We start from the raw sequence: 23,286 nt of genomic DNA, 5'->3' as shown, positions 1-23,286 counted from the left end.
GTGACTCATAAAACCTATCAAAATACTCATTATGATATCTTAAAAGCACATATCAAATTTGTCTTTTTTCCATAAAACGAACAGCAAATTTCACTAGTTTGCTGATCTTATCCCATGTCATGGGCTGTTGATAAACAAGCTTTAAAACCCCTTTTGAAAAAAATATCCGCTTTTTTTAGCATTTTTCTGCATTTTTTCTCAATTCGTTCAAAATGGATTTAATAAGCTTCGTTTTGATTCTTTTGATAAGAATTAACCAACTCATATGAAAACGGAGCCCTGTTGTAACAAGGCGTGAATTGGGGTATTTACACGTGAGTTATGAAAAAGTAGAACCTTATCCCGTGACCTTTAAAAAGGGTAATCCAAAACTGACTGATATCTCTAATCCCGAATAGTTTTATTATGTGACTGAAATGAAATTCGCTGAGAATAGTAAGGAAAAGGATAAAACCACTGTTATTTACAATAGCAATATCATCATGACAGATATCCCTCTTGAAGCTTATGAGTATATCGTCAATGGCAAGCCCGCTCTTGAATGGGTTATGGGGCGTCAATGTGTAAAGACAGATAAAAAGAGTGGCATTGTTAATGATGCCAATCACTATGCTGTTAAAACCGTTGGAAATCCTGCTTACCCATTGGAGTTGTTTCAAAGGGTTATTAGCGTAAGTTTAGAAACAATGAAAATCGTGAAAAAACTACCAAAATTAGAAATAAGAGGAACTGAATAGACTTGGCATGCTAAACTCACAAAGGGGTATAAGGTTTTATACCTATAGGCTCTATACCCCCTTTATAAATAGCTTACATACAATCTTTAAAAGGATAATTTATCATGCGTTATTCTAAAAAGAAATCATTTGACTTTTAAAACACTGTATTTTGGATTGCTTTAAAAGCTAATATCGTAATCTAAAATGATAGCTTTATTGTTTTCAAAAGCTTTGTTAAAGAGAGTTATGTATATTCATTTTCTTATATTACTTATAGGCTTTGAAGGTTTCTTAAACCCTCAAAATACCTTCAAAAATATATCGTGGGTTGTGTTTATAGGTTGTTTATTAAAAAAATATATAAACGGGGTCAAAAGGAATACTCAAAAACCTCAAAATTCATAACCATAATGATCTTGATCGCATTTATTATGATTATAATCCCTTTCTTTTAAAAGGCTTTAAAGGATCACATGATTTTCATAAAGCACATTTTAATCACTCACTAAAATCATAAGTTTATCTATTCAAATGAACTTATAAAAATTCATAAAAGGGATTTTGATAACGTAATCAGTTTTTACTTTCATACGCTTTTCATAAGACACGCGTTAATTACTCACTAAAATAATCTATTTTGTCAGTTCAATTTACTGACACATAACTGATAAGTTTTATTCAACTCACATCATTGGTTATCTTTAAAGATTGTACTCTTGATATGAGTTATGTTTTTAAAATGATAACTTATTGAAATATAAATTTTTTAAATTTTCCTTATTTAAAAAAATAATATAGGCTCTAAAAAGAACTGACAACACTGACACGGTCTATTAAAAGGGATTTTGCTAATCTTTATAATGATCAATCTCTTTTTAGATGTTTTCATAACAAGCAATAAATCGCAATTATCCTATTTATCAACTAGTTGTATAACATCATCTAAGGTATAAGTTTTCATGAATCTTCCCCTGCATACTCTTTAATTCTTTTGCAGAGAAATTCATAAAAATTACTTGCGTAATATTCGGAATCTTCAGATGTATACTTGAGATAGAGTGGGCATTCACCATCCCGAAACTGCGTATAATCAAAATAAAATGTTTCACCAAAATCAGTTGTGCAGATAACAAGTTGTTTGGGGTCCGTAAAGCCATCTCTTCTATCGAGCAAATTTCGGTAAACAATATCACCAGCAGGAATACCTGCGCAGATTTCATAAATACTGAATATTTCTTCACCTCCAATTTCTCCTCCTCCATAATTTTTTAAAAAATTCTTATAGGAAGAGGTAAATTGTAAACCAAGAGCGTTCTCAGCTGTTTTAATCCGCACCTCATCAGGTGCATTATCTTGAGTACCAAAATTAATAACATGACTATGCATATCAACATATTGTGCAACATCCGATAAAGTATAACTTTTCATAAATTTTTCTCCATAAGTCACAGCGTGTTTTTACTCATAATGAGTGTTTCTAATGATCAATCTTTTTCTACTATAGCCAATGGAATTGGGATGAGATTGATAAAATCATAAGAGATATGTTCTTGAAGGAGCTCTTTTCTTATCTGTCTCTGTACAATCATCTCGCATTTACAATATATGATGGAATTAAAGGAGGTGATCATTAAAGTTTAGAGAGCGCCTTTTTGGGACATTACTCCAATATTTGCAATAATTACTTTTTCTTTTTTTCCTACTTAGGAATTTTTTTTGAAATCCAACAAATAATTTTTCTGATAAAATTTGTCTTTGGATTCATAGGAGTAAGCAAACTCCTGCCTTGATAAAATGAGTAGAGAACCTCAACAAGAGGACTATCTTGTTCTTGTGTCACAGGATGTAACATAATAGGCCTACAATCGACTCCAATAGGAGCTCTTCCTAATACCATTCTTTCCACATTTGTACCTGTTATTATGTGTCCTTTTTCTTTCCAAGAAGAAACTGTTTCAGGCTTAAACATTTCATCTTCCTGATAAACTTTTTGACCTTTAAATTCCACCGGCTCAGCTGCCCCCATACTTTTTTTCTTTATCCATTTCATGATTCATAATCCCCTCGATTTTTTCAAAATAATCAATTTATTCTTTGTTCTAATAGACTTAAATAAACTCTCCTTCCAAGAGCGAGGTTATTCCTCGCTAGAAAGCTCTGAGTGATCATCAAAATCTTTTGCTACCCGTTCAATCAAAGCGTAACTCAGTTGCTTCACCTTTGCTACTTCTTTAGCTAAAGCTAATGCACGTTCAAGGTGGGTTTTGTTGATGCTCTCATCAAAGCCTAGGTGGACCCTGTCGTAAAGCTTTGCTGATAAGATTGCAAGGTCTCAAAATCACCCAACAAAGCAAGAGCGCCAAGATGAAGCAAAGCATAATCCGTATCATCTCCCTTATCCGTTGCATCCTTTTCCCAAGGAGCTATACCATAATCAGAGCAAAACCTTTGAGAAAGGTTAATCTCTTTGAGAGCCCACTCTAGCGCATCATCAAGCGCCTGCGTTAAACGATCCGTAGTGACTTCTGGTTCAAAGATTTCCAGTCCCTTGGCTTCAAAATTAAGCTGTATATCTGGGATATCTTCCGTGTGGGTAGGATCAATGAATTTACAAGCAGCGGAAAGAATACCGGTGCTAATCAAAAAGGCGCTATCAAATTGCGGGTAGTCTTTGGCAATTTCGTCGTTATAAAGAATGTCTACTTCACGATCAGCCAATTGATAGGTTGCCATATGGTCATTCTCATTGATTTTCTCGGTTGACCAACCTAAGCTTTTTAAAAGTGCATGAGCACTTTCCATGGTGAGACGATCATCAATGTCATCTGCTTCCTCTGTCGCCTCAACAGCAATAGTTTTGGAAGCAACATATGCTGTTTGCGGATCCAAGCTTAAAATCGGTGCATTTTTCGGAAAACCTGCTCGATAACCCCGTGCAAGAGTGAGGAGATTATCAATTCTATATTTTGAGATTTCTTCCACAAAACCTAAAGGATTTCCCTTTCTAAAATTCTCCTTATAAGATTTGAGCTTTTCAACATCCCCAATCAAAACAAGCGCAATAAGGTGACGCGCTACAAGATCAAGTTCACTGTCTGGGGGAAAAGCTACATAATTATAAATGATCTGATTGACATTTTGCCGATCAGCCCACTCAAGTATATCTGTACAAATCTCCTTTAGCTTGCCTTCATCCAATTCAGTACTAGAAACTGTATAAACTTCTTCTGCTTCTTTGATGGCTATATATTGAGGCATATTATAGAAAATCTCTCTATGAGCCGTAGAAAAACTAAGTGTTGAAAGGGAAGCCTTAAATACAACAATCGGCTCTTCTTCATCACTTTGAAGGTTATACATTATATTGATGATACGGTCTTTACTTACAAAATAAGCATTGCGATTGTAGTTTTTATCACGATAAACTGTCCAACCCATTTCTTTTAATTGCTCTGCAACTTTATTGAAAGTAATCAAAACTTGTGGACTAAGATGTGCTTCTGCTGCCTCTCGCTCATTAAGGATTTTCAGATGTTTTTCAGCAAATTCAACGGCATGGTTAACATATTTTTCTACTTCATCATCATCCAAATGTTCAGAAATCGTACCAGCTTCTAGAAAATTTTTATAAGATTTCAGGATATCAATTCGACCTGTCAACGCTAAACAAGCCAAATGCCAGACTATATCTATATTGTAGCTATACTTTTGAACACGTGTTTTTCTTTCTATTGATGCTTGTAAATCTTGGGCACGTGCCCACTGTATTATCCGCTCAGAGATTTTTGTTAACTCTTGCTCATTCAATTCCTCTACACAAATATCAATTTCCTTGCCAAAACCACTAAAAAACCTCCTCCAATTGTGTTAAAAGACCGATAAATATTCGTAGGTCGTATCCAATTATATTCTCTCCTATAGTGAATATATTTGCAAGCTACAGAAATCTCTTCATTAGATATTTCAGCTTCAAGACGAACATTGTAATTATCATGAAGACGTATAAAGCCAAAATCAAATTGAATAAAACGGTCTGGCAAAAAGAGAAACATTCTCTCAGGTTCCATAGCAATCCATCCTCGCGTTTTGAGGATGCGACTTGCTGCGATGAGATTTATCGAGCGCTGTTTTGGCTTATTGCGCGTTAGAATATCGTCTAATTCCCCATTTTTATAGGCCTGTGCAAAAAGAAGCAAGCGTTCATTCCACGTCATCATTTTATAATCAGAAAATTCTGATACGTTTATTTTGGGCGTAGACTCATAACTCCTTAAAGCTTCTATCTCGCCGAGAAGAGCCTTTGCAACAAGAGAATGATTAGCAGCTTCTTCATGTAATTTTTGTTTAATATTTCGTGTTTTTGCCCAAGTAATGACTTTGTTTAAAGCAGATTCAATATGACTTTCTGAAAGATCCGGTACAGTAACCCCGAAATCACCTATTTCTGGATAGAGTATATATCCATACCGTGACTTTTGCCCCCTAGAATATTCACAAGCAAGACTATAAAAAGCAGTTGTGAGACTAGCTAATAACCAAAATTTTTCACCATCCGTTTCATGTTTCACACCATAGCTCAAATCCACAATGCGATCCGGAAGATAATAATAGGCAAATGTATCGCCTACTTCATCACGATAGAGCTCACAGCCCAGACTTTTTAATATTTCTGCTGCATCTTTAGTTTGCATAATGTTTCACTCTTCTCCAACCGCCGGATAACAGCTAACTGTATAAGGAATTATTCTATTCCACTCTTTGTTTATTTGATTTTCACTCCAATTGTCTCTAAACTTCTTTCAGAAGCTCTGCATCTCCTTCGAATTTTTTCAAATCTTCTTGGTATTTATTAAGCTGTTCCTTATTTTCCCCTAGATAGCGTTTCATAATTTTTCCAAAAGGTTTTGCATCTCCTGTTTTATACGCTATTTCAAAATCTTTTTGACATTCTGTTAATTGAAAATTACCAGTTTTTATATCAATAACTTTTAATACACCTTTCTCCACATAAATAATATCAGGGCGATGTATTTTTTTTAACGAAAAGTTCATAGATTATTCTCCATAAGTCGCAGTTTATTCACGCTAATACTGTTCTACCACTGTAAATAATAGTTGATCTTTCGTCTCCCAGCCAAGCGTTTTTAAAATCTCTGTCACGTCTTTAGTTCGCATCGCTATTCACTTTCATTCAAAAAGTCCTGGATAATGAAAAACGTTAACGTCAGTTTTGTCTAACTTATTATTCAATTGTCCTTTAATCCATTCTTTACTAGCCTCGTTTAATTCTTTACCATTTCCTTTAAAATCTTTGAACGATTCTTGATATGCCTCTAATAACTCTTTGTTCTCTTTAAAAAAATTATAAATTTTTCTTTTGTGGACTCAGCATTTCCTTCTTTATATGCCTCTTTCAAAATCTTTTGTTCTTTACTTAATTTAGCATTCTTTCCCGTTTTACTTCTCTAATGTTTATTTTACCATCCTTTATATAAACAAAGTCCGCACGAGATTTTACTACCCCTTACCCGTCTTATTTTTGAATACTATTTCTGTCTCGCATACTATACATCCTTCATCCTTTAATTCTTATTTTTTATCATGATGCTTCCTGACTTGTTCAAGTATGTTACCCTTTCCATCATTATTGTTTTGTGTTTCTTTTTTGTGTTTCTTTATTGTTTCCGTTTTTTGTCTTATTTTTACTTTCCTTCTGAGAAGCTTTGTTTTTTTCTTCTTTGTTACTTTGGTTTGTTTTTTCGCTGTCTTCTTCTGCATTTTTCGATGCAAACAAATAACCAAGGAAATCCATTATAGCCGTCCCATTGCTAGAGAATCCAATAATAGTTGCTCCGCCAGCCATAAAAAGAGACAGAGCTGCCAACTCTTCTAGTGTAAGCGACACAATGAATGCTGTTAATGCTGCTACCGCAGGAAGAAAATTATTCTCCGCAGCATTTCCAGCGGCATCCGCGCCAGTATTGACATCACCACCAGCAAGAGCAGCAGTAAAGCCCCCCACAGCCCGTGCAACATCAATGGTGTGATCTCTAAAGTCAGCAAACTGCGCATCAATCTTTGCGTTTATACGCGCTTGCTCTTCCGCAGTTGGAGTGCGACCGTTTAGATCCCCCATTTCCTCTTTCATAATGCCTTGCACCCACAATTGAAACTGGAGCATAGCTGTGGTTTCGCCCACAGCCCCGCCAATAGCACCGGTAGAGCAAGCACCGTTCGAAACAGCGCCTTTTAAACAGCCAAGACCAGCATGAGCAACAATCTGTGTTACCGTATCTATTTTGCCTTCAGCCTTGGCGGTACCGATTTCTTCCGCCAACAATTTGCCAACCGTATCAGACAGGGCAATGCGCAGATTGTTAAAAAAGTTCTTGTCAAGAGAGCCACCCTCAAGAGCCGTTTGCACGCCTGTGCCAATGGCGGTTTTAATCAGGTTCTTTTCCGCTTCACTGGCGATACGATCGACAAAAGGAGCGGTTTTTGGCAAAGATTGTCCAACACCTGCCATTTCCGTTATTTGGCTGGTTAAGCCCGCCGTTAACATCGACGAGACAATACCTAAAATATTTTTTGAAGAGCCTAACTCATGCAAGGCACCAGCAATATTGCCGCGATTATTGACAGGAGCCACAGCGCTTTTGTTAATCAGTGCTTGGACACCTGCCTGTATCGCCGCATTCATGGCCGTACTCGAGCCAAGCCCCAAAGCACCGGTAATGGCACTGGCAGCGCCCGAGGCTGCTCCGCCCGTAACCGCCCCCGTGACTGCCAAGGCCACGATAGCCGCACCGGCTTCTGTCAGCCCTTGGGTTTTATAATCCCAGTCTTTAAACTCAGCCTTAACTGCTTGCTAATCAACTTTCCTTACAAATCTTAATCAACCCAAAGTAATAGCCTGAAATAGCCGTGTGTCGTATGGAAAATTAAAAACAAAAACCGAATGAAGAAAATGCACTTGAGACTTGCCTATGGCTTCACAAGTTTATTGCTGTAAAAGCTTCAAATGATGATATCTCTAATACTTTTTCGCTTGTTCTCTTGTGGTAGCTTCCACAAGCGAAAAGATATGGACGACGACACCTCTTCTCAAGCTTATCAAACTGAACTCAAAGGTATTTCCTTATTGATTTTGAAAGAGTCCTTAAAACGCATTTTGCAGAGCAACGTAGAAAGCATGTCTAAAAAAATCATTCCAAAAGCAACAGATTTTTCTAAATATTGTGAAGAAATTGAAAAAGATCTTCTTTCACGAATCAAAACTCTTCATGAACTAATAATAGGAGAGTTTAAAATAGATTTCTAAAAAATAGCAAAATAGTGAAAAGTGCTGATCATTTTTGGATTGGATATGTATTTAAAGAGTGATTAAAAAGTTTTTTTAATGTACAATATATTTCTAGAAGCCAAAATGGCTCTATAGTATCAAATTTATAAAGTAAATAAATCCATTAATACAAATTAAGGATTTTAGGATACACGAATTTCAAAATATTTGTTTTTTAAAACATGAATAGCCAGCATCAGCACAAAAAATGTTGCGGCAATTATGAGTTACTTTCATGTATTTTTGAAATAACAGAGCTTCTCTTTAATGTTTATGAAAGGGTTGCCAGTGCTATGGGCTTTTTTGAAAGGTGAATTTGAGTATCAAAATGCAAGCCAGAGTTTGGGATTATGGAGCTCTGTGTTTAAAGCTATCATCAAATATAGATAAATCATAGATGAGGTTAACTAAAATATTAAAAGCAACTGGATGCAATAGAAGACATTGCTATTAAAAGAAAAGCGAATGCTAAAAGAACTAAAAGATAGATTGTATTTTTATATCAGAAAATAATTTAAGAAATTGAGATCATAATTTTTCCACAGGAAATAAATATGTTTACAAATAAGCAGAGAAAAGCCTTGTTTGGCGTTATAATTTTTATATTTGTATGTTTTTCAGGAATAAGAAAAAATCTTGACTTTATTCAGAGTATTTTGACATTTGCGTCTATTTCTTTGGTGATAGTCACAACTGTTTTTGCAATTTTATGCAATTCTAATATACCCTCTGAATTGCAAAACAACCCACAATATAAATGCGGCAATACAACAGGTTGGAAGAAATTAACATGTGAGTTACAACAGTATATGCACAGTCTCCTAAAGTTAATAATTTTAGCGCTTGTCGTTTTAATTTTCCCAAGTAGTTATAAAGAAACTATTTCTTTGCCTGTCATTTCTAAGTACGTGGAGCACAAGTTTTCTTTTTCACTAGACACCGTACTTTGGTACTTAGATATTGCTCTTGGATATGCAAATATTATACTTTGGTACTTTTTTTTAGTCTGTGTATTCTTTCTTATGTCACGTACACGCAGTTTAATAAATCTATCTATTTACACGCTACAGAGCTCTATTAAATAGATACAGTAAAATTTAAGATTTCATGCTTTAATTTTTCTTTTATATTTACTTCATTATACATACCATTATCATTTTTAATTGTTTTAATAGCAAATTTATGTTGAAAATTTTCAGTATTAAATATTATATCAAAATTATTATGTGTCTTTCCAACAAAACTTATATTTTTAAATACGGGATTTACTTCATATCTTTTAAAAAAGTTCAAAAAAAACTCTTTTAAATTATTTCTTTCTTTAAACTTTATATCCAAGCCGAATTCTATTTCAGTATAATCATCCGTGGGAAATTCACCCAACACAAGTTTAGCCATCTTTAGCAAGTTGCCTTCTGATTGCATTGCAAAAAAGTCTGATTGTTTTGGTTGTGTATATTTCAGTTTTATCTCTTTAATTAAAAGCAATTTTTTTTCGAACTCTTCTTTACCAATAATATCAGCTGAGATATCAATCATTTTCGAGGGGAAAGATTTTTTGTAGTGTAGCTGCAAGAATTTATTTAACTCTTTATTTGAAGAAAAAAGAGTGAACTCTACAGGAATCAAAACTCCAAAATATTGCTTATTTTGTTCAATATATTTTCTAGGACGTGGGTTAGGAATATTCTGAAAGTCGTTTTCAGAATCAATTACTTCAGGATTATAAGGGCTATTTTCTCCCGTTAAAACATAAATCCAATAGCAGATCTTTGAGTTCACAGAAAACTTTTCGATTACTAAGGTAGCACATTGATTATCACGGTTAAAATAGTACGTTCCTTCCTCTAAAAATTTATCAGCACCACTGTTATTAACTAATTCTGGGGCTGGATCTATTCTATATTTATAAGAAAGGAAGTTAAGGGTATTCATAAAGTTAACATAATTACAATGTCTATAGTCTTATCAGATAGTAGGTGCTGCCAAAGTTATCTTAGTGGTTATGAGAAGGTAGTGTATCCAAAATATATTTCATTGTTTAGAATCGTTTAGCTGAGAATTAAAGCTATAAAATTTTAATTGCAGAAGCAATACGAGTTTTAGAGAACTCTGCAGTGAAAGCTGCTTAGATTTTCAGAGTATGACTCCCTTTCCCTGCTTTTAAGTGGAGGAAAAATTAAAACATTAAACGAAGCATGCCATCACGTAAAATGGCGTTAATCCGCATTTGATATCCTTTCCCTTGACTTTTAAAGTCACGCTAGCACATCTGAATCCACTCGCACTGTTGTGACAGTTTTGGGTGGTTTATAGAATGGATTGAAAACGGCGTTTTTCCAGAACACATCATTGAGTGACGGAATATCTCTATGATCAATTGCACTATCCGACATTACAGCCAATTTATCAATTTCAAGTCTCTGTTTATCTGTCAAAACTGATAAGTTACCTACCTCAATTTCATAACGAACTTTCTTCTTTATAACGTTTCCTCTCTTTCAAATTGGCTCGTCGAGCTGAAATAATACGCATTACCTCTATACCATCTTTATTGTCATGGACAGTATGCGCTACGAATAGTAATAAAAACCTCCACAAGCACTAAAGCTTGATAACCATACTCTCTATTTTCAATACGGTCTTGGTTAGCCATGGAGAATGGATCAGAAAAAACATATGCAGATATTTCAAAACTTTACATGATGCTTTCTAAGATTACTTTTTGTTTTAGCATCATCCCATTCAAATCTCATTTTTATACCTTATATTAATACATTTATAAGGGTATTATATACATCAAGAGTTCTAGATAAACACTTAATTATCCATGTTTTGGTACAATTAATATAATTTAATACTTTAAAAATTAGTGCTTAATTAACTAAAAATATAAAAAAATAATAAATTATTCTATGGCTTTATGCATATAATATGCAAATCGAATAAAACTTACAAGCATGCTAAATAAAACGATATTAATTGGCTATTTGGGAGCTGCTCCTGAAAGCAAAAAGGAATTTTGGTGCCTAAACATTCAATTTTCGTATGGCTACCTCTGAGAGCTATGCAGATAAAAATACCAATAAAAAAGTAGACAAAACAAAATGGTATTCCGTGGTGCTTTTTAATCTACAGAAATTTGGAAAAATTTGTTCTTCAGTACAGAACTGCCCCTTTTTTCGAATGAATGAGAGGAACGGTTTTTTTTATGGTCAACGCTACAAAGGATGCAATCAGCACTTTCAAGAAACCACTAACCAAAAAACCTAATGAACTTATTAAAACTGTCAGCAAAGGGACCTGTGTCATATAAGCTACCCATGGTATTCCAAAAGAATAAACTATCCCAATGCCACCCACAATATTTATCATAAATAATATTATAAAATTTAACCGCTGCCAAAGCAATTCTACCATAAAGCCAATAAAAAATGCAGCAAATGGAAAACTAATCAGATAACCACTCGTAACTCCTGAAAAAACACTAATTCCACCACGACCACTAGGCAATAGAGGTAACCCAATCGCAATAAGAACAAGGAAAAGAAGTGATGCTAAAGCTCCCCTTTTCGCTCCAAGTATAGATCCTGCTAACATCGGAGCCATAGACTGAGCTGTAATAGGGACACCCAGCAAAAAAGGAAGATAAATAGGAGGGAAAAGACTCAAAACAGCGTAAATAGCGGCAAATAAAGCAATATAAATCAAATCTTTTGTATTCACTGAATTATTCCTTCACTAGGGAAAATATTTCGTTATTGTTGTACAATTAATAAAAAGTATCAGATTTATAAAAGTACACTTTAAATACATTAGATATAGAGAAAAATACTATAATAATTTATTTTAATAATATCACTTATATGAATCATATTAGATTCTACAATTTTTAATTACATCATAAATTACTATAGTTAAATTCAATAATAGTGATATATGAATATTATATAATGCATTTATTTTAGTTATTATGCTTTGAATAAATTAGAGGAACAGATCTTTTAATCGCGAGTGCAATAAAGGATGCAATCAACACTTTTAAACAATCGCCTATCAAAAAAACTGATGAAGCCATTAAAACCTTCAGTAAAGAAACTTTGGTCATATACGCTGTCCATGGAACACCAAAAGAATAAACTATCCCAATGCCACCAAAAGTATTTATTATAAATAATGTTATAAAATTTAACCGCTGCCAAAACAACTCTACCATTAAACCAATAAAAAATGCGGCAAATGGAAAACCTATTAAATAACCACTTGCAATTCCTGAAAAGACACTTATTCCACCACGACCACCAGGCAACAGAGGTAATCCAATCGCAACAAGAACAAGAAAAAGGAGTGACGCTAAAGCACCCCTTTTTGCCCCAAGTATAGACCCTGCTAGCATCGGTCCCATCGATTGAGCTGTAATAGGCACCCCTAGAAGAAAAGGAAGATAAATAGAAGGGAAAAGGCCCAAAATAGCATAAATAGCGGCAAATAAAGCAATATAAACTAAATCTTTTGTATTCATTTGATTCTTCTTTTATTATAAAGACTTTTATTATTATGAGATGCTGTATCAATAGTATCAGCATCATAAGAACGCGCTTCCAATGCTTCAGCCACTTCTGAAGCCATTCTTATAGTCCGTATAATTAAAGGTATCGCAAGAGCGACAATGTTAGTATTAAGTCCCCTTGCTTGCTGTGCTTCATGTACCTCATTAAACTTTTCACTCAAAAGAGGAATAAACCTGATCGCCATAGAGATAACCATACTCACTTTTGATGGATTTATACCAAAACAACGAAAGGGCTGGAGGCCTGCTTCAATTGCATCTACCATATCTGAAACTTTTGTTGTGAATGAAATAACTGATGATAAAGAAAAGAGGATAACAAGACGTAATATGACCTCAACCCCCGTAAGCCAACCGCTAAAAATAGTTTGAAATACAAATAGAAGAACTAAAAGCAATCCCATCGATTTAAATTGCTTTATCACAGTTTTGAAAGGGATTTTGGCGACTCTATAGAATAAGATGACCAACAATAGAAATAACCCAAGAAGCGCTATGGAAGAAACCATTATTATAAAAGTTCCACAGGCCGTAAGAAATAATAACTTAACTCCAGGACTTAACCTATGAATAAATGTATCCCTCGGAATATATAAACCGATCATGACATTCTTCTTATATACTCCTTTATAGCAACAAAAGGTACATCATCAATTGCTATATCCCCCTTATCAAAAACCAGCACTCTATCAAATTTTTTCAAAAACTCTAAATCATGCGATACAACTATTGCCGTTTGTGGTAATTCTTCTATCACTTGCGTAACGCGATGCTTATTTCGCAAATCAAGTAATGTCGTCGGCTCATCAAAAATAATGTAGTCTGGTTTCATTGCAACTACACTGGAAATAGCAACGAGTTGTTTTTGCCCACCACTTAATAAATGGACAGCGTGATTTCTGAAATCTTGAAGTTCATAGCGCTGTAAAATTTCATCTACACGCTCCTTAATTTCATCTTTATTAAGCTTTAAATTTTTGAGACCAAAGGATAAGTCCTCTTCAACTAATGGTAAAACAATCTGATTATCGGGATTCTGAAAAACAAATCCAACTTTACGCTTTACTGCTTTTGCGTCGCGTTTTGTATCAAGCCCATCAACGCTTACACAGCCATGAGATGGTAATTGGAGCCCATTAATAAGGCGAACAAATGTACTTTTTCCAGAACCATTCGCACCTATAATAGCAATTCGTCTTTCGGTAAGCTGTACAGTAATATTTCTTAAAACACACAAATCACCAAAAACTTGTGTTACCTCATCAAATTTTATAATCCCCAAGGCTTATTCCAATCAATCCCTTTTATTAGCTCTTCTTTCTCTATCGTTTCAGTTTATAACCTAAAAGTAATAACAAGCACCATAGAGGAATAATAATGACTGCCAAACTCATATCAGGCATCTGTACAGGAATATATGCTTCAAGAAAAGGCAAGCTTATTCCTATCATATCAAAAAGTCGAGTCATCAATCCATTTTTCCCAAAACCACTGACAAACATAATGCAAAATAATAAAGCAAGAAAGCAGAGGCAAAGATAGTTAGCGTAAGGATATAAACCAAACGCATAAATAAAATCGCCCTTTCTGTTCTTATGGGCATTGCGAAATTTCAAATGAACAATAACAATAATAGCCCAAGTAATCACTGCTGCTGCAGTTGCAAGAGCCATGATCCGCATGAAACTATTATCAGGAACAAGAGCATTAACAACGACAATCAACGCCGTACATAATGATGAAAAAAGGATAGCAATATAAGGAACACGAGCAGCACTCAGTTTACTAAAAATATGTGGTGCATTTTTTTGTACAGCTAAACTATAAAGCATACGGCCATTAGAATAAATGCCACTATTGTAAACAGAAATAGCAGCCATAATCACCACAAAATTCAAAATATGACCAGCAGCAGGAATTCCTATAGTCTCGAAAATTGTGACAAAAGGACTACCTTTTTTTCCAATCATATTCCAAGGGCTGATTATCATAATAACACTGATAGAACCAATATAAAAAATTATAATCCTCCACATAACTTGACGAATAGCCGCTGGAATTGTTTTTTGTGGATTAGATGCCTCTCCAGCAGCAATACCAATAAGCTCCGTTCCTCCAAAAGAAAACATTACTACAGAAGTTGCTAAAACAACCCCTACTGCTCCATAAGGAAAAAAACCGCCATGGTCCCAAAGATAATGAATATTCGCTTGATTTTCCCCTAGTCCAGTGACAATGAGAAAAATTCCAAAAATAATCATACCAATAACAGCAGCCACTTTGATCAAAGCGCAAGCAAATTCAAATTCTCCATAAAAACGAACATTAAACAAATTAACAAATGTAACAAATAAAAGAACAATGAAAGATGTCTTCCAATGATCAATCAAAGTCCAATGATCAAGGTAAAACCCTATCACTGTAAGTTCAGCCATGCTCACAAGAATATAAAGAAACCAATAATTCCAACCTGTTATGAAACCAGCTAATCTCCCCCAATATTTATAAGCAAAAAAACTAAATGCTCCTGAAGACGGTTCTTCTACTGACATTTCACCAAGCATTCGCATAATGAAATACATAATAAGCCCGCCGACAAGATAAGATAAAATAACTGAGGGACCAGCTAATTGAATTGCCTCGGTTGACCCATAAAAAAGTCCTGTCCCAATAACGCCACCCAAAGCAATCATTTGAATATGGCGATTTTGAAGGCTACGCTTCAATTCCTCGTGCTTTTTTTCAGACATCATGCCTCACTACTTTTGTTGAACTTAACCTCAACTTTTATTGAAAAATTAGGCACCTCTTTCAAAAAACACAAAACAAACGTAAACTTATTTTCTTATCATAATGCAACTCCTTATTTTTTTGTGCATTATACGTATGTCCCGTTGAAGTTTTAAGAAAAAATATGCTCCACCCTTTATTTAAATTAATGTCCTTCATTTTCGTTACACTAACCATTATAGCATTGGTCATTGATAACGCACACTCTGTAATCACATCACATTGGACAACAACCCCCTTTAATAAAATTTTAACAAACCTTCTGCAAACAGATATCTATCACCTTAATCAATCTCTATGCAAGGTAATGCCTGATTTTCTGTCCTCAATTTGCATTACTCTTACTTATTTACCCGCATGGTCTATCTTTGGGGCTTTAGCAATAGTATTTTGTATCTTAAATTACGAAAAACAAAAGCCTTTTCACAAAATATCATATAATAAAGAGTCCATTTGATCTTGAAAAAAACTTCTAGAGCTCTGTGTACTATAACATAATCGATGTTGCTTACCCCCCCTCACTCTATTAAAACAACTGAAAATCACTTAATCATCAGAACAAATTAAAACGCTTTATTATAAATATAGGCGCTCACTTATGATTTCTATAGATAACGATAACATCACTTTATTTGTATCAATTTTAAAAAATTAGCGAATAAATCTACCTCCCACCTATAAGAAAACTCTGTACAGAAAAAACTTAAAATATTGCAGTTCATATATTCTTCTACGGCTGCTTCTTTATACTCTACAAAAACTTTTCTTAATTTTCGTACTAGAAACCCCATATAAAAAACGTCTTCTAATATCAGCACTCCTTATAAGATTAGAACTTATTAAAATTAATGAAGAAGCTTATAAAAATTATTCTACAAGTCTAACAAAATGCGTGAAATAAAAACTCATCTGTAAATAATTGCAATTGTGATAAAAAATATTTCGCACCTTCTCCCTATTGAGAAAATGGTAAGATAACAGCTTCAGTAACACTCTGTTCTTTTAAATCTGAAAATCGTCTCGCTAAAATATCAACTTTTTAGATATCTCATCCAAACTTTTTCATTGATTAGTTACCTCTCGAGAAAGTTCCTCAATGAATTTTTCTTGGTAAGCTAGCTTCATTTCTAGTTCTATCAGCCGATCTTCATCCGACATGATTTTTACTTCCCCTTAAATAAAAAAAACGTGATTAATGTTATTAATCCTCCTCCCTTCTTCTTCCCATAAAAATGAGAAGTAACTTTTCAACTAATTCTACTCATCTATTTACATTATAAAAGGTTTATGATGATCTTTATTTTCCCAATCACTCTATGCAACAAATTTCTTTCTTAAAAATCAGAAAAGTTTTTTATCTTGATTAAGTTATCTTAACACCATTTTCATTCTAAAGATCTACATTCCCAGCTTCTTAATTTAAGTGCTATCATAAATTGGAAAGCATTTTATAGCATTAAGGTCAAAGAATAATTTTCTCTGACTTTTACATACTTCTCCTTCAAATTATTATCATATGTATAAATTATTGAAAAAATGCATTCTTGCTTTTATACGTACTTTTAGCTATTACCCTCAAATTAGTTTTGTCTCATTGACTTACAAACCTATGCCGCATTAGCTCAGTTGGTAGAGCACATCATTCGTAATGATGGGGTCGCTGGTTCGAATCCGGCATGCGGCACCACCTTTATTAAGATGTTGAAATATATATATTTTTTATTTAACTATCTGTTTAAAGACCACCTTCTAGGATTTATACAATTTTATCTAATCTCTTGTTATTTGCTCCGTATTTTTCTCTGGAGTAAATGCTAAAACCTCTTTCTTTCTCCACCTCACTGCTCACCCTAGCTTATATGGCTCCGGCCCCCTCTGAAGCATCTAATTGCGAATCGTTGTTGTGGATATACTAAAAAGCTGTGCACACTCATGGATTGTTACATATCTATTGCCATCATCAAATATCATCCATTGCCTTTTTATTTTTTATGTTATGTAAATGGGCTGGGATGCTATGAGGAGAGAACTTCCTATATTTTCAAGCAGCTTTTTGTCAAAATCTTTTGTGTCTCTTGTGCTATTGCCTCTAAAAAGATTTCAATAGCTTGATTGATTTGTTTAAGAGGCTGCTGGAAACGTAGCCAATACAACACCAGACAAAGATGACACCATTGGACCCAAACCCAAACGCCCCACCAAATGCTTCATATGAAAAAGAAAATATATGAAACCGAACTACTTGTTCAAAATTATTACAGTACAATATTCTTAAAAAAACTATCAAATACCATTGGTCTATATATTGAATATGCTCCACTAATATATTGTTTCAGTTGGAAACAGACTGTAAGAGAGGAGAAATATCCATTATGTTGTTATGTAACAGTTTATTTAAAACCCTTCGTAAAGGTACTTTTTAATGGAATTAAGCAATTAGGGGAAAAAACAAAGAATAGTTAATTTAACTATAGATTTTTTTATTAAATATGTATAACACGTTATGTATACGCTTTATTGATTCTAAGATAATTTTTAGATATATAATGTTAAATTATAATGTTTTTTTGTTTTTATAAAAAAAATTCTGTGGTGCAATTTATGACTTTTGAAATTACTTAAAAATCAACACCTAATTATTTCATTAATTATTATGTCTCTTATTTTTTATTAAAAATGCTTTTTGTCATCGGAATTATTGAAGTTTTTTCAAGTAAAGTTCTTCTAAATCATTCTAGATCAACTGTAAGAATTTATGAGTGAAATCTATCTGATTATAAATGGAGTTATTATAAAGTTATTGTCTTTAGATGGAGATCAATTACTGTAAAATGAATAGTATTTAGCATAATCTTTATTCAAAAAATGATATGGATCTTAAAATAATTCACTATGGATATTTTGAATTTATTATGCCCTTTCGCTGTTCTGTTCTTAAAAATGAGTAGATGTAAGTTTTTAATTCATATCCTGCTTTGTGTAGTTTTTTATAGGTAAAAATAATGCGAAAAATATCAAAAGAAGGACTTGTATTGATTAAGCAATTGGAAGGCTTGCGTTTATCAGCTTATGAAGATTCTGGTGGTGTCTGGACAATTGGTTATGGACATACAAGTGCTGCTGGTGCTCCAAGCGTTCACAAAGATATGCAAATTACGGAAAAAGAAGCTGAAAAAATCCTTCGTCAGGACTTGAGGGAGTATGAAGCTGTTGTTGAAAAAGCCGTTACCGTTCCTTTAAACGATGAACAATTCGCGGCATTAGTATCATTTTGCTATAATGTAGGAATCACAGCATTTCGCAGTTCTACACTTTTGAAAAAGCTTAATAAAGGTGAATATGAAGCGATACCAACCGAATTGCAAAAATGGACAAGAGTGGGAGGAAAACGTATCCAAGGTCTTGTCAATCGCCGAGCAACCGAAGCAGGATTGTGGGCAAAAGGAGCTCATGTTGCCCCCAATTATCATGTAGTAGAACCAGAAGGTGTAACAGGTATTTGCAAAGTAGAAGCTCTTGCACCAATCATAGGTTCTTTTTCAGGGCTTGGAGGTCTTTTTGCAGGAAATGGTCCTGTTCAATGGGTTCTAGCAGGCATTATGGTTTTAGCTGCTTGTACAGCTATGATATACATTGCTAAACGTTTTCAGGAACACCGCCTATGATTTTATGGATAAAAAAATATCTGACAATGACGTCAGCGCTCATAGCAGCTTTTCTTATAGCTTTAGTCAAAGCCTTTTTTCTTGGGAAAAAAATTGAGAAGCAAAAGCAAACAAAAGAAGATTTCAAGATAGCGACAACACGGCTTGAGGTAGAAAATGAAATTAATAAGAAAAGTGATGCTGATGTGCGCACTAAGCTTTCTAGCTGGTTGCGCGACGAATAAACGAACTTCTTGTATTGGATGGCTGCCAATTTATTTGAATCGACAAGATATCAATGTCATTAGTTCAAATTTGGCGAGAGATATTTTAAAACATAACGAACAAGGTGAACGTTTATGTGGTTGGAGAGATAAACGGAAAATAAAGTGATAAAGATACAACTCCTCTGAAACATTAATTAATGAAACGATTTGAAAAAGGTGGATATATTCAGACTAAAAGTAAAAGAACTTAAAAGGTTAAAACACTCTGGTGATCGATTGGATTTTATTAGAGTAACGGAGATGTCTGAGTTGAAGCGAAAGGATTCAACAGATTATGTTTGTGTAAAATGATTGAGTCTATTGATGTATTCTATGGGCATCTTTGTTATCCTATCAAAAGAAGGTGAGAAAAGATTTTATGGATTGCACTACTATCGTCGTTCAAAGAACTGATCATACACAAAGGTTCTGTTTTCAACAAAAATAACATCTAGAAGCTTGCATGCTTGAAGAAAAGCAATCTATGGAGCTATATAATGAATAATGGTAAGGCTTTTATGTGATTTGTAAATGACGTTGCTTCAGCTTCCTAATTATAATAATGATGTTGACGATAAGGAAAATACTTTCGCACTTTATCTGCTTTTTCATGCTAAAGTGGCGGGAAAACATTGTGAATGATCTTGGCTGTTAATTTTTCTATAGGTAAATTCCCTATATGGGAAATGACATGCAACTCCAATTGAGAAAACCAACAACCATTTTTGCTTTTATTTTTTAACTTAGCTTTTTTACTTTCAAAAGTTGCCTAGCAATTTCTTGAAAAATATTGCTTTACTATTTTAAGATAATTTTTTCCTGAAATAAAATCCTTCTTTTAAAATATTACTGTAATATCTTGCAAACTCATGTACTGCTTTTAGAGAAAGTTTGTAATAGGACCGTTTCTTTCACGGCGTTTATTGTGATGTGTATAACGGAAAAGTTAAGAGCGCGTATTATCTTTTCGAACATTCAACCACAATCTTATTTCATCCCAATATTTATCTTGAGAAGATACTTTTATAAAGATACTGATAATCTATAAATCACTCTCCCCTAATTCACCTTCTCACTCATCCTTCCATGCATTGCCCGTCCACCTTTTAAACCACCTTAAATTTTTGATATAGAATTTTTTCTTTAATTTTTATTTTTTATTGAATCATAAAATGATATGTCTCAATCTCACCTCTATGCATCTTTATACGCTTTGATTCTTATTTCTAAAGCCCAGACATCCTGCATATCGCACTGTTTTTATATTTAATATATATTTCTAGATTTATTCCTAACTTGTTAGAAAAGTTTTTATATTCTGATAGAAATATCTTCTATCAGTTCACTTTTTTCAAAAGATTCTGAAAGGATTCTCAAAAAGTCTGCAAGTTAAAGACTATTTAATACGTATTGTTTCTTTTCTAGAAATCAAAATTGGTGATGCCACATTCCTTACCAGAAATTGTGTTATTTGCAGAGCAGTCTGTATAAGATGGTGTAACCTCTTTTATGAAGTTAACTAAAGTTTTTTGAATTTCTAGCATATTGTTTAAAGACAAAAAACTCCCTTTTAATTTATACAAGCAGCTTAGACATCGGCTGATAATCCTTCCACTTATAAAAATCTTTTCTTTAATAACCCTCAAAACCACAATTAAAGTGGTGAAAGATAAAACAAGATTTTTAGGCGATCATAACGCACAATAAAATAAGACCAGTCTAAATGTTCAATGCTAACACCTGCTAAACAGTGGAAAATAAGTTTTAGCACGCCTTCAAATTGGAAGAGCTTAAGCCCCCGCGCGCTACGATGGGTTTCTACTCTCATCGTACGATTTACATTCCCTCTAAAACTTAATCGCTGTAAATATAAAAATCTTGAAGCCCATTCTAAATCCGTGAGAGTTTCTGGATCTTGCTGTATTAAACGTTGAAATTCCTCACAACTGCTCATCTAAAATGCTAACATTTTTACAAAAGGACGATAGTGGCGTTGTAACATCCCTAAAAAGTTTACGACATAACCTGAGAGATTATTGCTGATTTCAGGGGATAGAATCAATTTTTGTTCAAAGAAAATATCACTCATACCAACAAAAAGGTTTAGTCTACATGCCATGAGGAATGTCCTCAAATAATTTTGATATTTTTTTGATCGAATTTCTTTTGTCACCAATATCAGCAGCAACTTGTGTGGAATTAACAAAATTATAATTTTTTATCTTAAAATGTATCCATCATTTTTTACATTCTTTCATCTATCTAGCCTTCTTTTCACAGCTTCAAATGATAAAAAGTAACTGCAATGTTAAGTCGTTTTGCATCGAACAAATTTCTCGCAAACTATCCCGATTGGCTAGATGACAATCCATCCTCTATTTAAAGAGAGAAAAACTTTTCTTTTTTATTCAGCGATAAAGTAAATATTATCCAATTACTTATGAGTAGTAATTCGATCAAATGGAAACTGTAATTCTTTCTACTCTAAGTAATCTTGTACCCATTTATATAGGTTTAGGAAAGCGTTCTGTTATGAATATTCATAAAAATGCTTCAAAAATTGATATCAGCAAAACTTCTGTTTAAAAAAGGAAAAGATGTTCTCTTACCTGCTACTGAAGAAACTGTTCAGATTTGTCTTGATGTTGCTGAAGAGCTTCAAAAAACATGAAGTTATCCCAACGCTTACAAGTGTGCCAACAATTCAACTTTGAGATAATAGATCAGTGCTAGAGTTATGCCAATCTCAACAATCTGTTGTTGTCTGTGAAGAGCATAGTATCAAAGGAGAAACTTGGAGATGCAATTGTTAAATCGCTTATGGAACAAAACATTCTATGCCAATTTGTATCATTAAGCCCCCCCACCATCCCCATCTGCAATAAAAACGAACTGGATATTTTAACAAGTTATAAAATCAATCGAGGACGCATAAATAGTGTTAGAAATGACATACTATACAAAAAATATTCAACTGCTTCCTAATATGCTCGCCAGTTCAAAAACATCATAAATCATTGAGGATGCAAGAAAATAAGAAAGAAAAGCACATTAATTCACGCAGTTTTTCTCTCAGTAAACGAGCTTTTTTAAAGATAGTACGGATATTTTTTCATTGCTTAAAAACGTACTCCATAAAAACAATATCATATCCATATAATATATTATCCAATGAACTTAATATAAATAATATATAGATTATAGAAATATTATTTATTAGATACATTTTTATTATAATTATAGATTAAAATAAATACATATTGACATTTTTGGTAGTTTTATTTATATACAATAACTAATATTATTCTATATTAAAATAAAACTAAATGGATTTTATAAATTTACGTTTTATGCCAATGTGGAAAAGAAGTAATTAATATATTATATTTTAATGTTTTTTTATATACAGGAGGGAAAAATGCTCACAGCATTATTTATAGCTACTTTTTCTATATCAACAGTTGTTTTACCTTTAATATCAGCGCTTGTTCCTTTTTATCCGTAGAATGAGCTTTTAATAAAGTAAATAAAATATGTATGCAATGTTATTATTGTTTTTTTTCGTGTTTATTATTATTAATATTTAATATTACTGTAGTTACTGAGTATTTTCTGTGATTTTATAGAGGAGCTTATTGATATTTTCTATTTAACTTTAACTGTCAACATATTTTTAAAATATATAATTATGCTCCTCTATAAAAATACTTTCTTTTTCTGAAAGAAGTATAACATATTTCTTTCATTGCTTAAAAACATCTATATTTACTAAACTCTTGCGTGTAATATCTTTGATTGTCTGAGTACCAGTCAGTGTCATAGCTACCCGCATTTCATTGGCAAAAAGATCAAGGAGATGCATAACACCTTTCTTACCTGCTGCTGCAAGCGCATAAACAAAAGCACGGCCAATCATAACAGCATCCGCACCTTGTGCTATCATGCGTACAACATC

Annotated in this window: 21 protein-coding genes, 1 tRNA gene and 6 pseudogenes; 10 read left to right on the top strand and 18 right to left on the bottom strand. The window is 33.4% G+C overall.

Annotated features, from left to right (window positions below; all coding sequences use genetic code 11):
* Positions 1-281 precede the first annotated feature (281 nt).
* Positions 282-737, top strand: a pseudogene (locus ACFIO3_RS01740) (type ISP restriction/modification enzyme); the annotation flags it as partial.
* Positions 738-1,676: 939 nt separating this feature from the next.
* Here ACFIO3_RS01740 and ACFIO3_RS01735 read toward each other — a convergent pair.
* From ACFIO3_RS01735 to ACFIO3_RS01715, 5 genes and pseudogenes are all read right to left on the bottom strand, one after another.
* On the bottom strand, positions 1,677-2,147 hold the full coding sequence (locus ACFIO3_RS01735; protein ID WP_375615352.1) for an SMI1/KNR4 family protein: 471 nt from the start codon (positions 2,145-2,147) through the stop codon (positions 1,677-1,679).
* Between the two features lie 271 nt (positions 2,148-2,418).
* Complete coding sequence (locus tag ACFIO3_RS01730) at positions 2,419-2,769, bottom strand: HNH/ENDO VII family nuclease (RefSeq protein ID WP_375615351.1); 351 nt, start codon at positions 2,767-2,769, stop codon at positions 2,419-2,421.
* 87 nt (positions 2,770-2,856) lie between these two features.
* Positions 2,857-5,410: pseudogene (locus ACFIO3_RS01725) on the bottom strand (DUF6990 domain-containing protein).
* Between the two features lie 97 nt (positions 5,411-5,507).
* Complete coding sequence (locus ACFIO3_RS01720) at positions 5,508-5,771, bottom strand: hypothetical protein (protein ID WP_375615350.1); 264 nt, start codon at positions 5,769-5,771, stop codon at positions 5,508-5,510.
* Between the two features lie 883 nt (positions 5,772-6,654).
* Positions 6,655-7,587: pseudogene (locus ACFIO3_RS01715) on the bottom strand (DUF637 domain-containing protein); the annotation flags it as partial.
* 216 nt (positions 7,588-7,803) lie between these two features.
* Here ACFIO3_RS01715 and ACFIO3_RS01710 point away from each other — a divergent pair.
* Both ACFIO3_RS01710 and ACFIO3_RS01705 read left to right on the top strand, forming a co-directional pair.
* A complete protein-coding gene (locus ACFIO3_RS01710; RefSeq protein WP_375704052.1) occupies positions 7,804-8,040 on the top strand; it encodes a hypothetical protein in 237 nt (78 codons plus the stop codon).
* 575 nt (positions 8,041-8,615) lie between these two features.
* The gene (locus ACFIO3_RS01705) at positions 8,616-9,146 is read left to right on the top strand and encodes a hypothetical protein (RefSeq protein ID WP_375615349.1); all 531 of its coding nucleotides are present in this window, start codon (positions 8,616-8,618) and stop codon (positions 9,144-9,146) included.
* Here ACFIO3_RS01705 and ACFIO3_RS01700 read toward each other — a convergent pair.
* From ACFIO3_RS01700 to ACFIO3_RS01690, 3 genes and pseudogenes are all read right to left on the bottom strand, one after another.
* Positions 9,139-9,996 (bottom strand): hypothetical protein, encoded by an 858-nt coding sequence (locus ACFIO3_RS01700; protein WP_375704051.1) that lies wholly within the window; start codon positions 9,994-9,996, stop codon positions 9,139-9,141. The two genes, ACFIO3_RS01705 and ACFIO3_RS01700, sit on opposite strands and share 8 nt — an antisense overlap.
* Before the next feature lie 244 nt (positions 9,997-10,240).
* A pseudogene (locus ACFIO3_RS01695) lies at positions 10,241-10,294 on the bottom strand (hypothetical protein); the annotation flags it as partial.
* Between the two features lie 25 nt (positions 10,295-10,319).
* Positions 10,320-10,499: a hypothetical protein gene (locus tag ACFIO3_RS01690; protein ID WP_375607395.1), complete on the bottom strand. Its 180-nt coding sequence runs from the start codon at positions 10,497-10,499 to the stop codon at positions 10,320-10,322.
* Between the two features lie 522 nt (positions 10,500-11,021).
* Here ACFIO3_RS01690 and ACFIO3_RS01685 point away from each other — a divergent pair.
* Positions 11,022-11,193 (top strand): annotated as a pseudogene (locus tag ACFIO3_RS01685) (single-stranded DNA-binding protein); the annotation flags it as partial.
* Between the two features lie 27 nt (positions 11,194-11,220).
* Here ACFIO3_RS01685 and ACFIO3_RS01680 read toward each other — a convergent pair.
* The 5 genes from ACFIO3_RS01680 to ACFIO3_RS01660 form a co-directional block, all read right to left on the bottom strand.
* Positions 11,221-11,787 carry a biotin transporter BioY gene (locus tag ACFIO3_RS01680; protein WP_375615347.1) on the bottom strand — a complete coding sequence of 189 codons (567 nt, stop codon included), beginning with the start codon at positions 11,785-11,787 and terminating at the stop codon, positions 11,221-11,223.
* 238 nt (positions 11,788-12,025) lie between these two features.
* Positions 12,026-12,583 (bottom strand): biotin transporter BioY, encoded by a 558-nt coding sequence (locus ACFIO3_RS01675; protein ID WP_375615346.1) that lies wholly within the window; start codon positions 12,581-12,583, stop codon positions 12,026-12,028.
* Positions 12,580-13,236 (bottom strand): energy-coupling factor transporter transmembrane component T family protein, encoded by a 657-nt coding sequence (locus tag ACFIO3_RS01670; protein WP_375704050.1) that lies wholly within the window; start codon positions 13,234-13,236, stop codon positions 12,580-12,582. Before ACFIO3_RS01670 ends, ACFIO3_RS01675 begins: the two co-directional genes overlap by 4 nt.
* Complete coding sequence (locus ACFIO3_RS01665) at positions 13,233-13,913, bottom strand: energy-coupling factor ABC transporter ATP-binding protein (RefSeq protein ID WP_375607391.1); 681 nt, start codon at positions 13,911-13,913, stop codon at positions 13,233-13,235. The genes ACFIO3_RS01670 and ACFIO3_RS01665 overlap by 4 nt, the downstream gene beginning before the upstream one ends.
* Before the next feature lie 40 nt (positions 13,914-13,953).
* Entirely contained in the window at positions 13,954-15,381 is a 1,428-nt protein-coding gene (locus ACFIO3_RS01660) for an amino acid permease (protein ID WP_375607397.1), read from the bottom strand.
* Between the two features lie 164 nt (positions 15,382-15,545).
* On the opposite strand from ACFIO3_RS01660, the gene ACFIO3_RS01655 reads away from it, so the two are divergent.
* The gene (locus ACFIO3_RS01655; RefSeq protein ID WP_375607390.1) at positions 15,546-15,878 is read left to right on the top strand and encodes a hypothetical protein; all 333 of its coding nucleotides are present in this window, start codon (positions 15,546-15,548) and stop codon (positions 15,876-15,878) included.
* A gap of 605 nt (positions 15,879-16,483) precedes the next feature.
* Here ACFIO3_RS01655 and ACFIO3_RS01650 read toward each other — a convergent pair.
* Complete coding sequence (locus ACFIO3_RS01650; RefSeq protein WP_375607396.1) at positions 16,484-16,546, bottom strand: hypothetical protein; 63 nt, start codon at positions 16,544-16,546, stop codon at positions 16,484-16,486.
* A 486-nt stretch (positions 16,547-17,032) separates the two neighbouring features.
* Between ACFIO3_RS01650 and ACFIO3_RS01645 the strand changes: the two genes are divergently transcribed.
* A tRNA-Thr gene (locus tag ACFIO3_RS01645) sits at positions 17,033-17,108 on the top strand.
* 83 nt (positions 17,109-17,191) lie between these two features.
* Here the strand turns inward: ACFIO3_RS01645 and ACFIO3_RS01640 are convergent.
* Positions 17,192-17,392: pseudogene (locus tag ACFIO3_RS01640) on the bottom strand (helix-turn-helix transcriptional regulator).
* A 1,031-nt stretch (positions 17,393-18,423) separates the two neighbouring features.
* On the opposite strand from ACFIO3_RS01640, the gene ACFIO3_RS01635 reads away from it, so the two are divergent.
* The 3 genes from ACFIO3_RS01635 to ACFIO3_RS01625 are packed head-to-tail and all read left to right on the top strand — an operon-like array spanning position 18,424 to position 19,458.
* Positions 18,424-19,086 (top strand): lysozyme, encoded by a 663-nt coding sequence (locus ACFIO3_RS01635; protein ID WP_375607389.1) that lies wholly within the window; start codon positions 18,424-18,426, stop codon positions 19,084-19,086.
* A complete protein-coding gene (locus ACFIO3_RS01630; RefSeq protein ID WP_375607388.1) occupies positions 19,083-19,310 on the top strand; it encodes a hypothetical protein in 228 nt (75 codons plus the stop codon). The genes ACFIO3_RS01635 and ACFIO3_RS01630 overlap by 4 nt, the downstream gene beginning before the upstream one ends.
* The gene (locus ACFIO3_RS01625) at positions 19,243-19,458 is read left to right on the top strand and encodes a hypothetical protein (protein ID WP_375704049.1); all 216 of its coding nucleotides are present in this window, start codon (positions 19,243-19,245) and stop codon (positions 19,456-19,458) included. The genes ACFIO3_RS01630 and ACFIO3_RS01625 overlap by 68 nt, the downstream gene beginning before the upstream one ends.
* Before the next feature lie 1,527 nt (positions 19,459-20,985).
* Here ACFIO3_RS01625 and ACFIO3_RS01620 read toward each other — a convergent pair.
* Positions 20,986-21,285, bottom strand: coding sequence for a hypothetical protein (locus ACFIO3_RS01620; RefSeq protein ID WP_375615345.1), 300 nt, complete (start codon positions 21,283-21,285; stop codon positions 20,986-20,988).
* Positions 21,286-21,450: a hypothetical protein gene (locus tag ACFIO3_RS01615; RefSeq protein ID WP_375607385.1), complete on the bottom strand. Its 165-nt coding sequence runs from the start codon at positions 21,448-21,450 to the stop codon at positions 21,286-21,288.
* A gap of 429 nt (positions 21,451-21,879) precedes the next feature.
* Here ACFIO3_RS01615 and ACFIO3_RS01610 point away from each other — a divergent pair, with 429 nt between their 5' ends.
* Entirely contained in the window at positions 21,880-22,002 is a 123-nt protein-coding gene (locus ACFIO3_RS01610; RefSeq protein WP_375607384.1) for a hypothetical protein, read from the top strand.
* A 1,071-nt stretch (positions 22,003-23,073) separates the two neighbouring features.
* Here ACFIO3_RS01610 and ACFIO3_RS01605 read toward each other — a convergent pair.
* The coding region (locus ACFIO3_RS01605) for an alpha-hydroxy-acid oxidizing protein (RefSeq protein ID WP_375704048.1) at positions 23,074-23,286 on the bottom strand (213 nt) is incomplete at its 5' end.

It is taken from the genome of Bartonella sp. AD328YNZD (genome assembly GCF_042196425.1).
The sequence above is the reverse complement of the archived record's forward strand: the minus strand, read 5'-3'. Positions and strand labels throughout refer to the sequence as shown.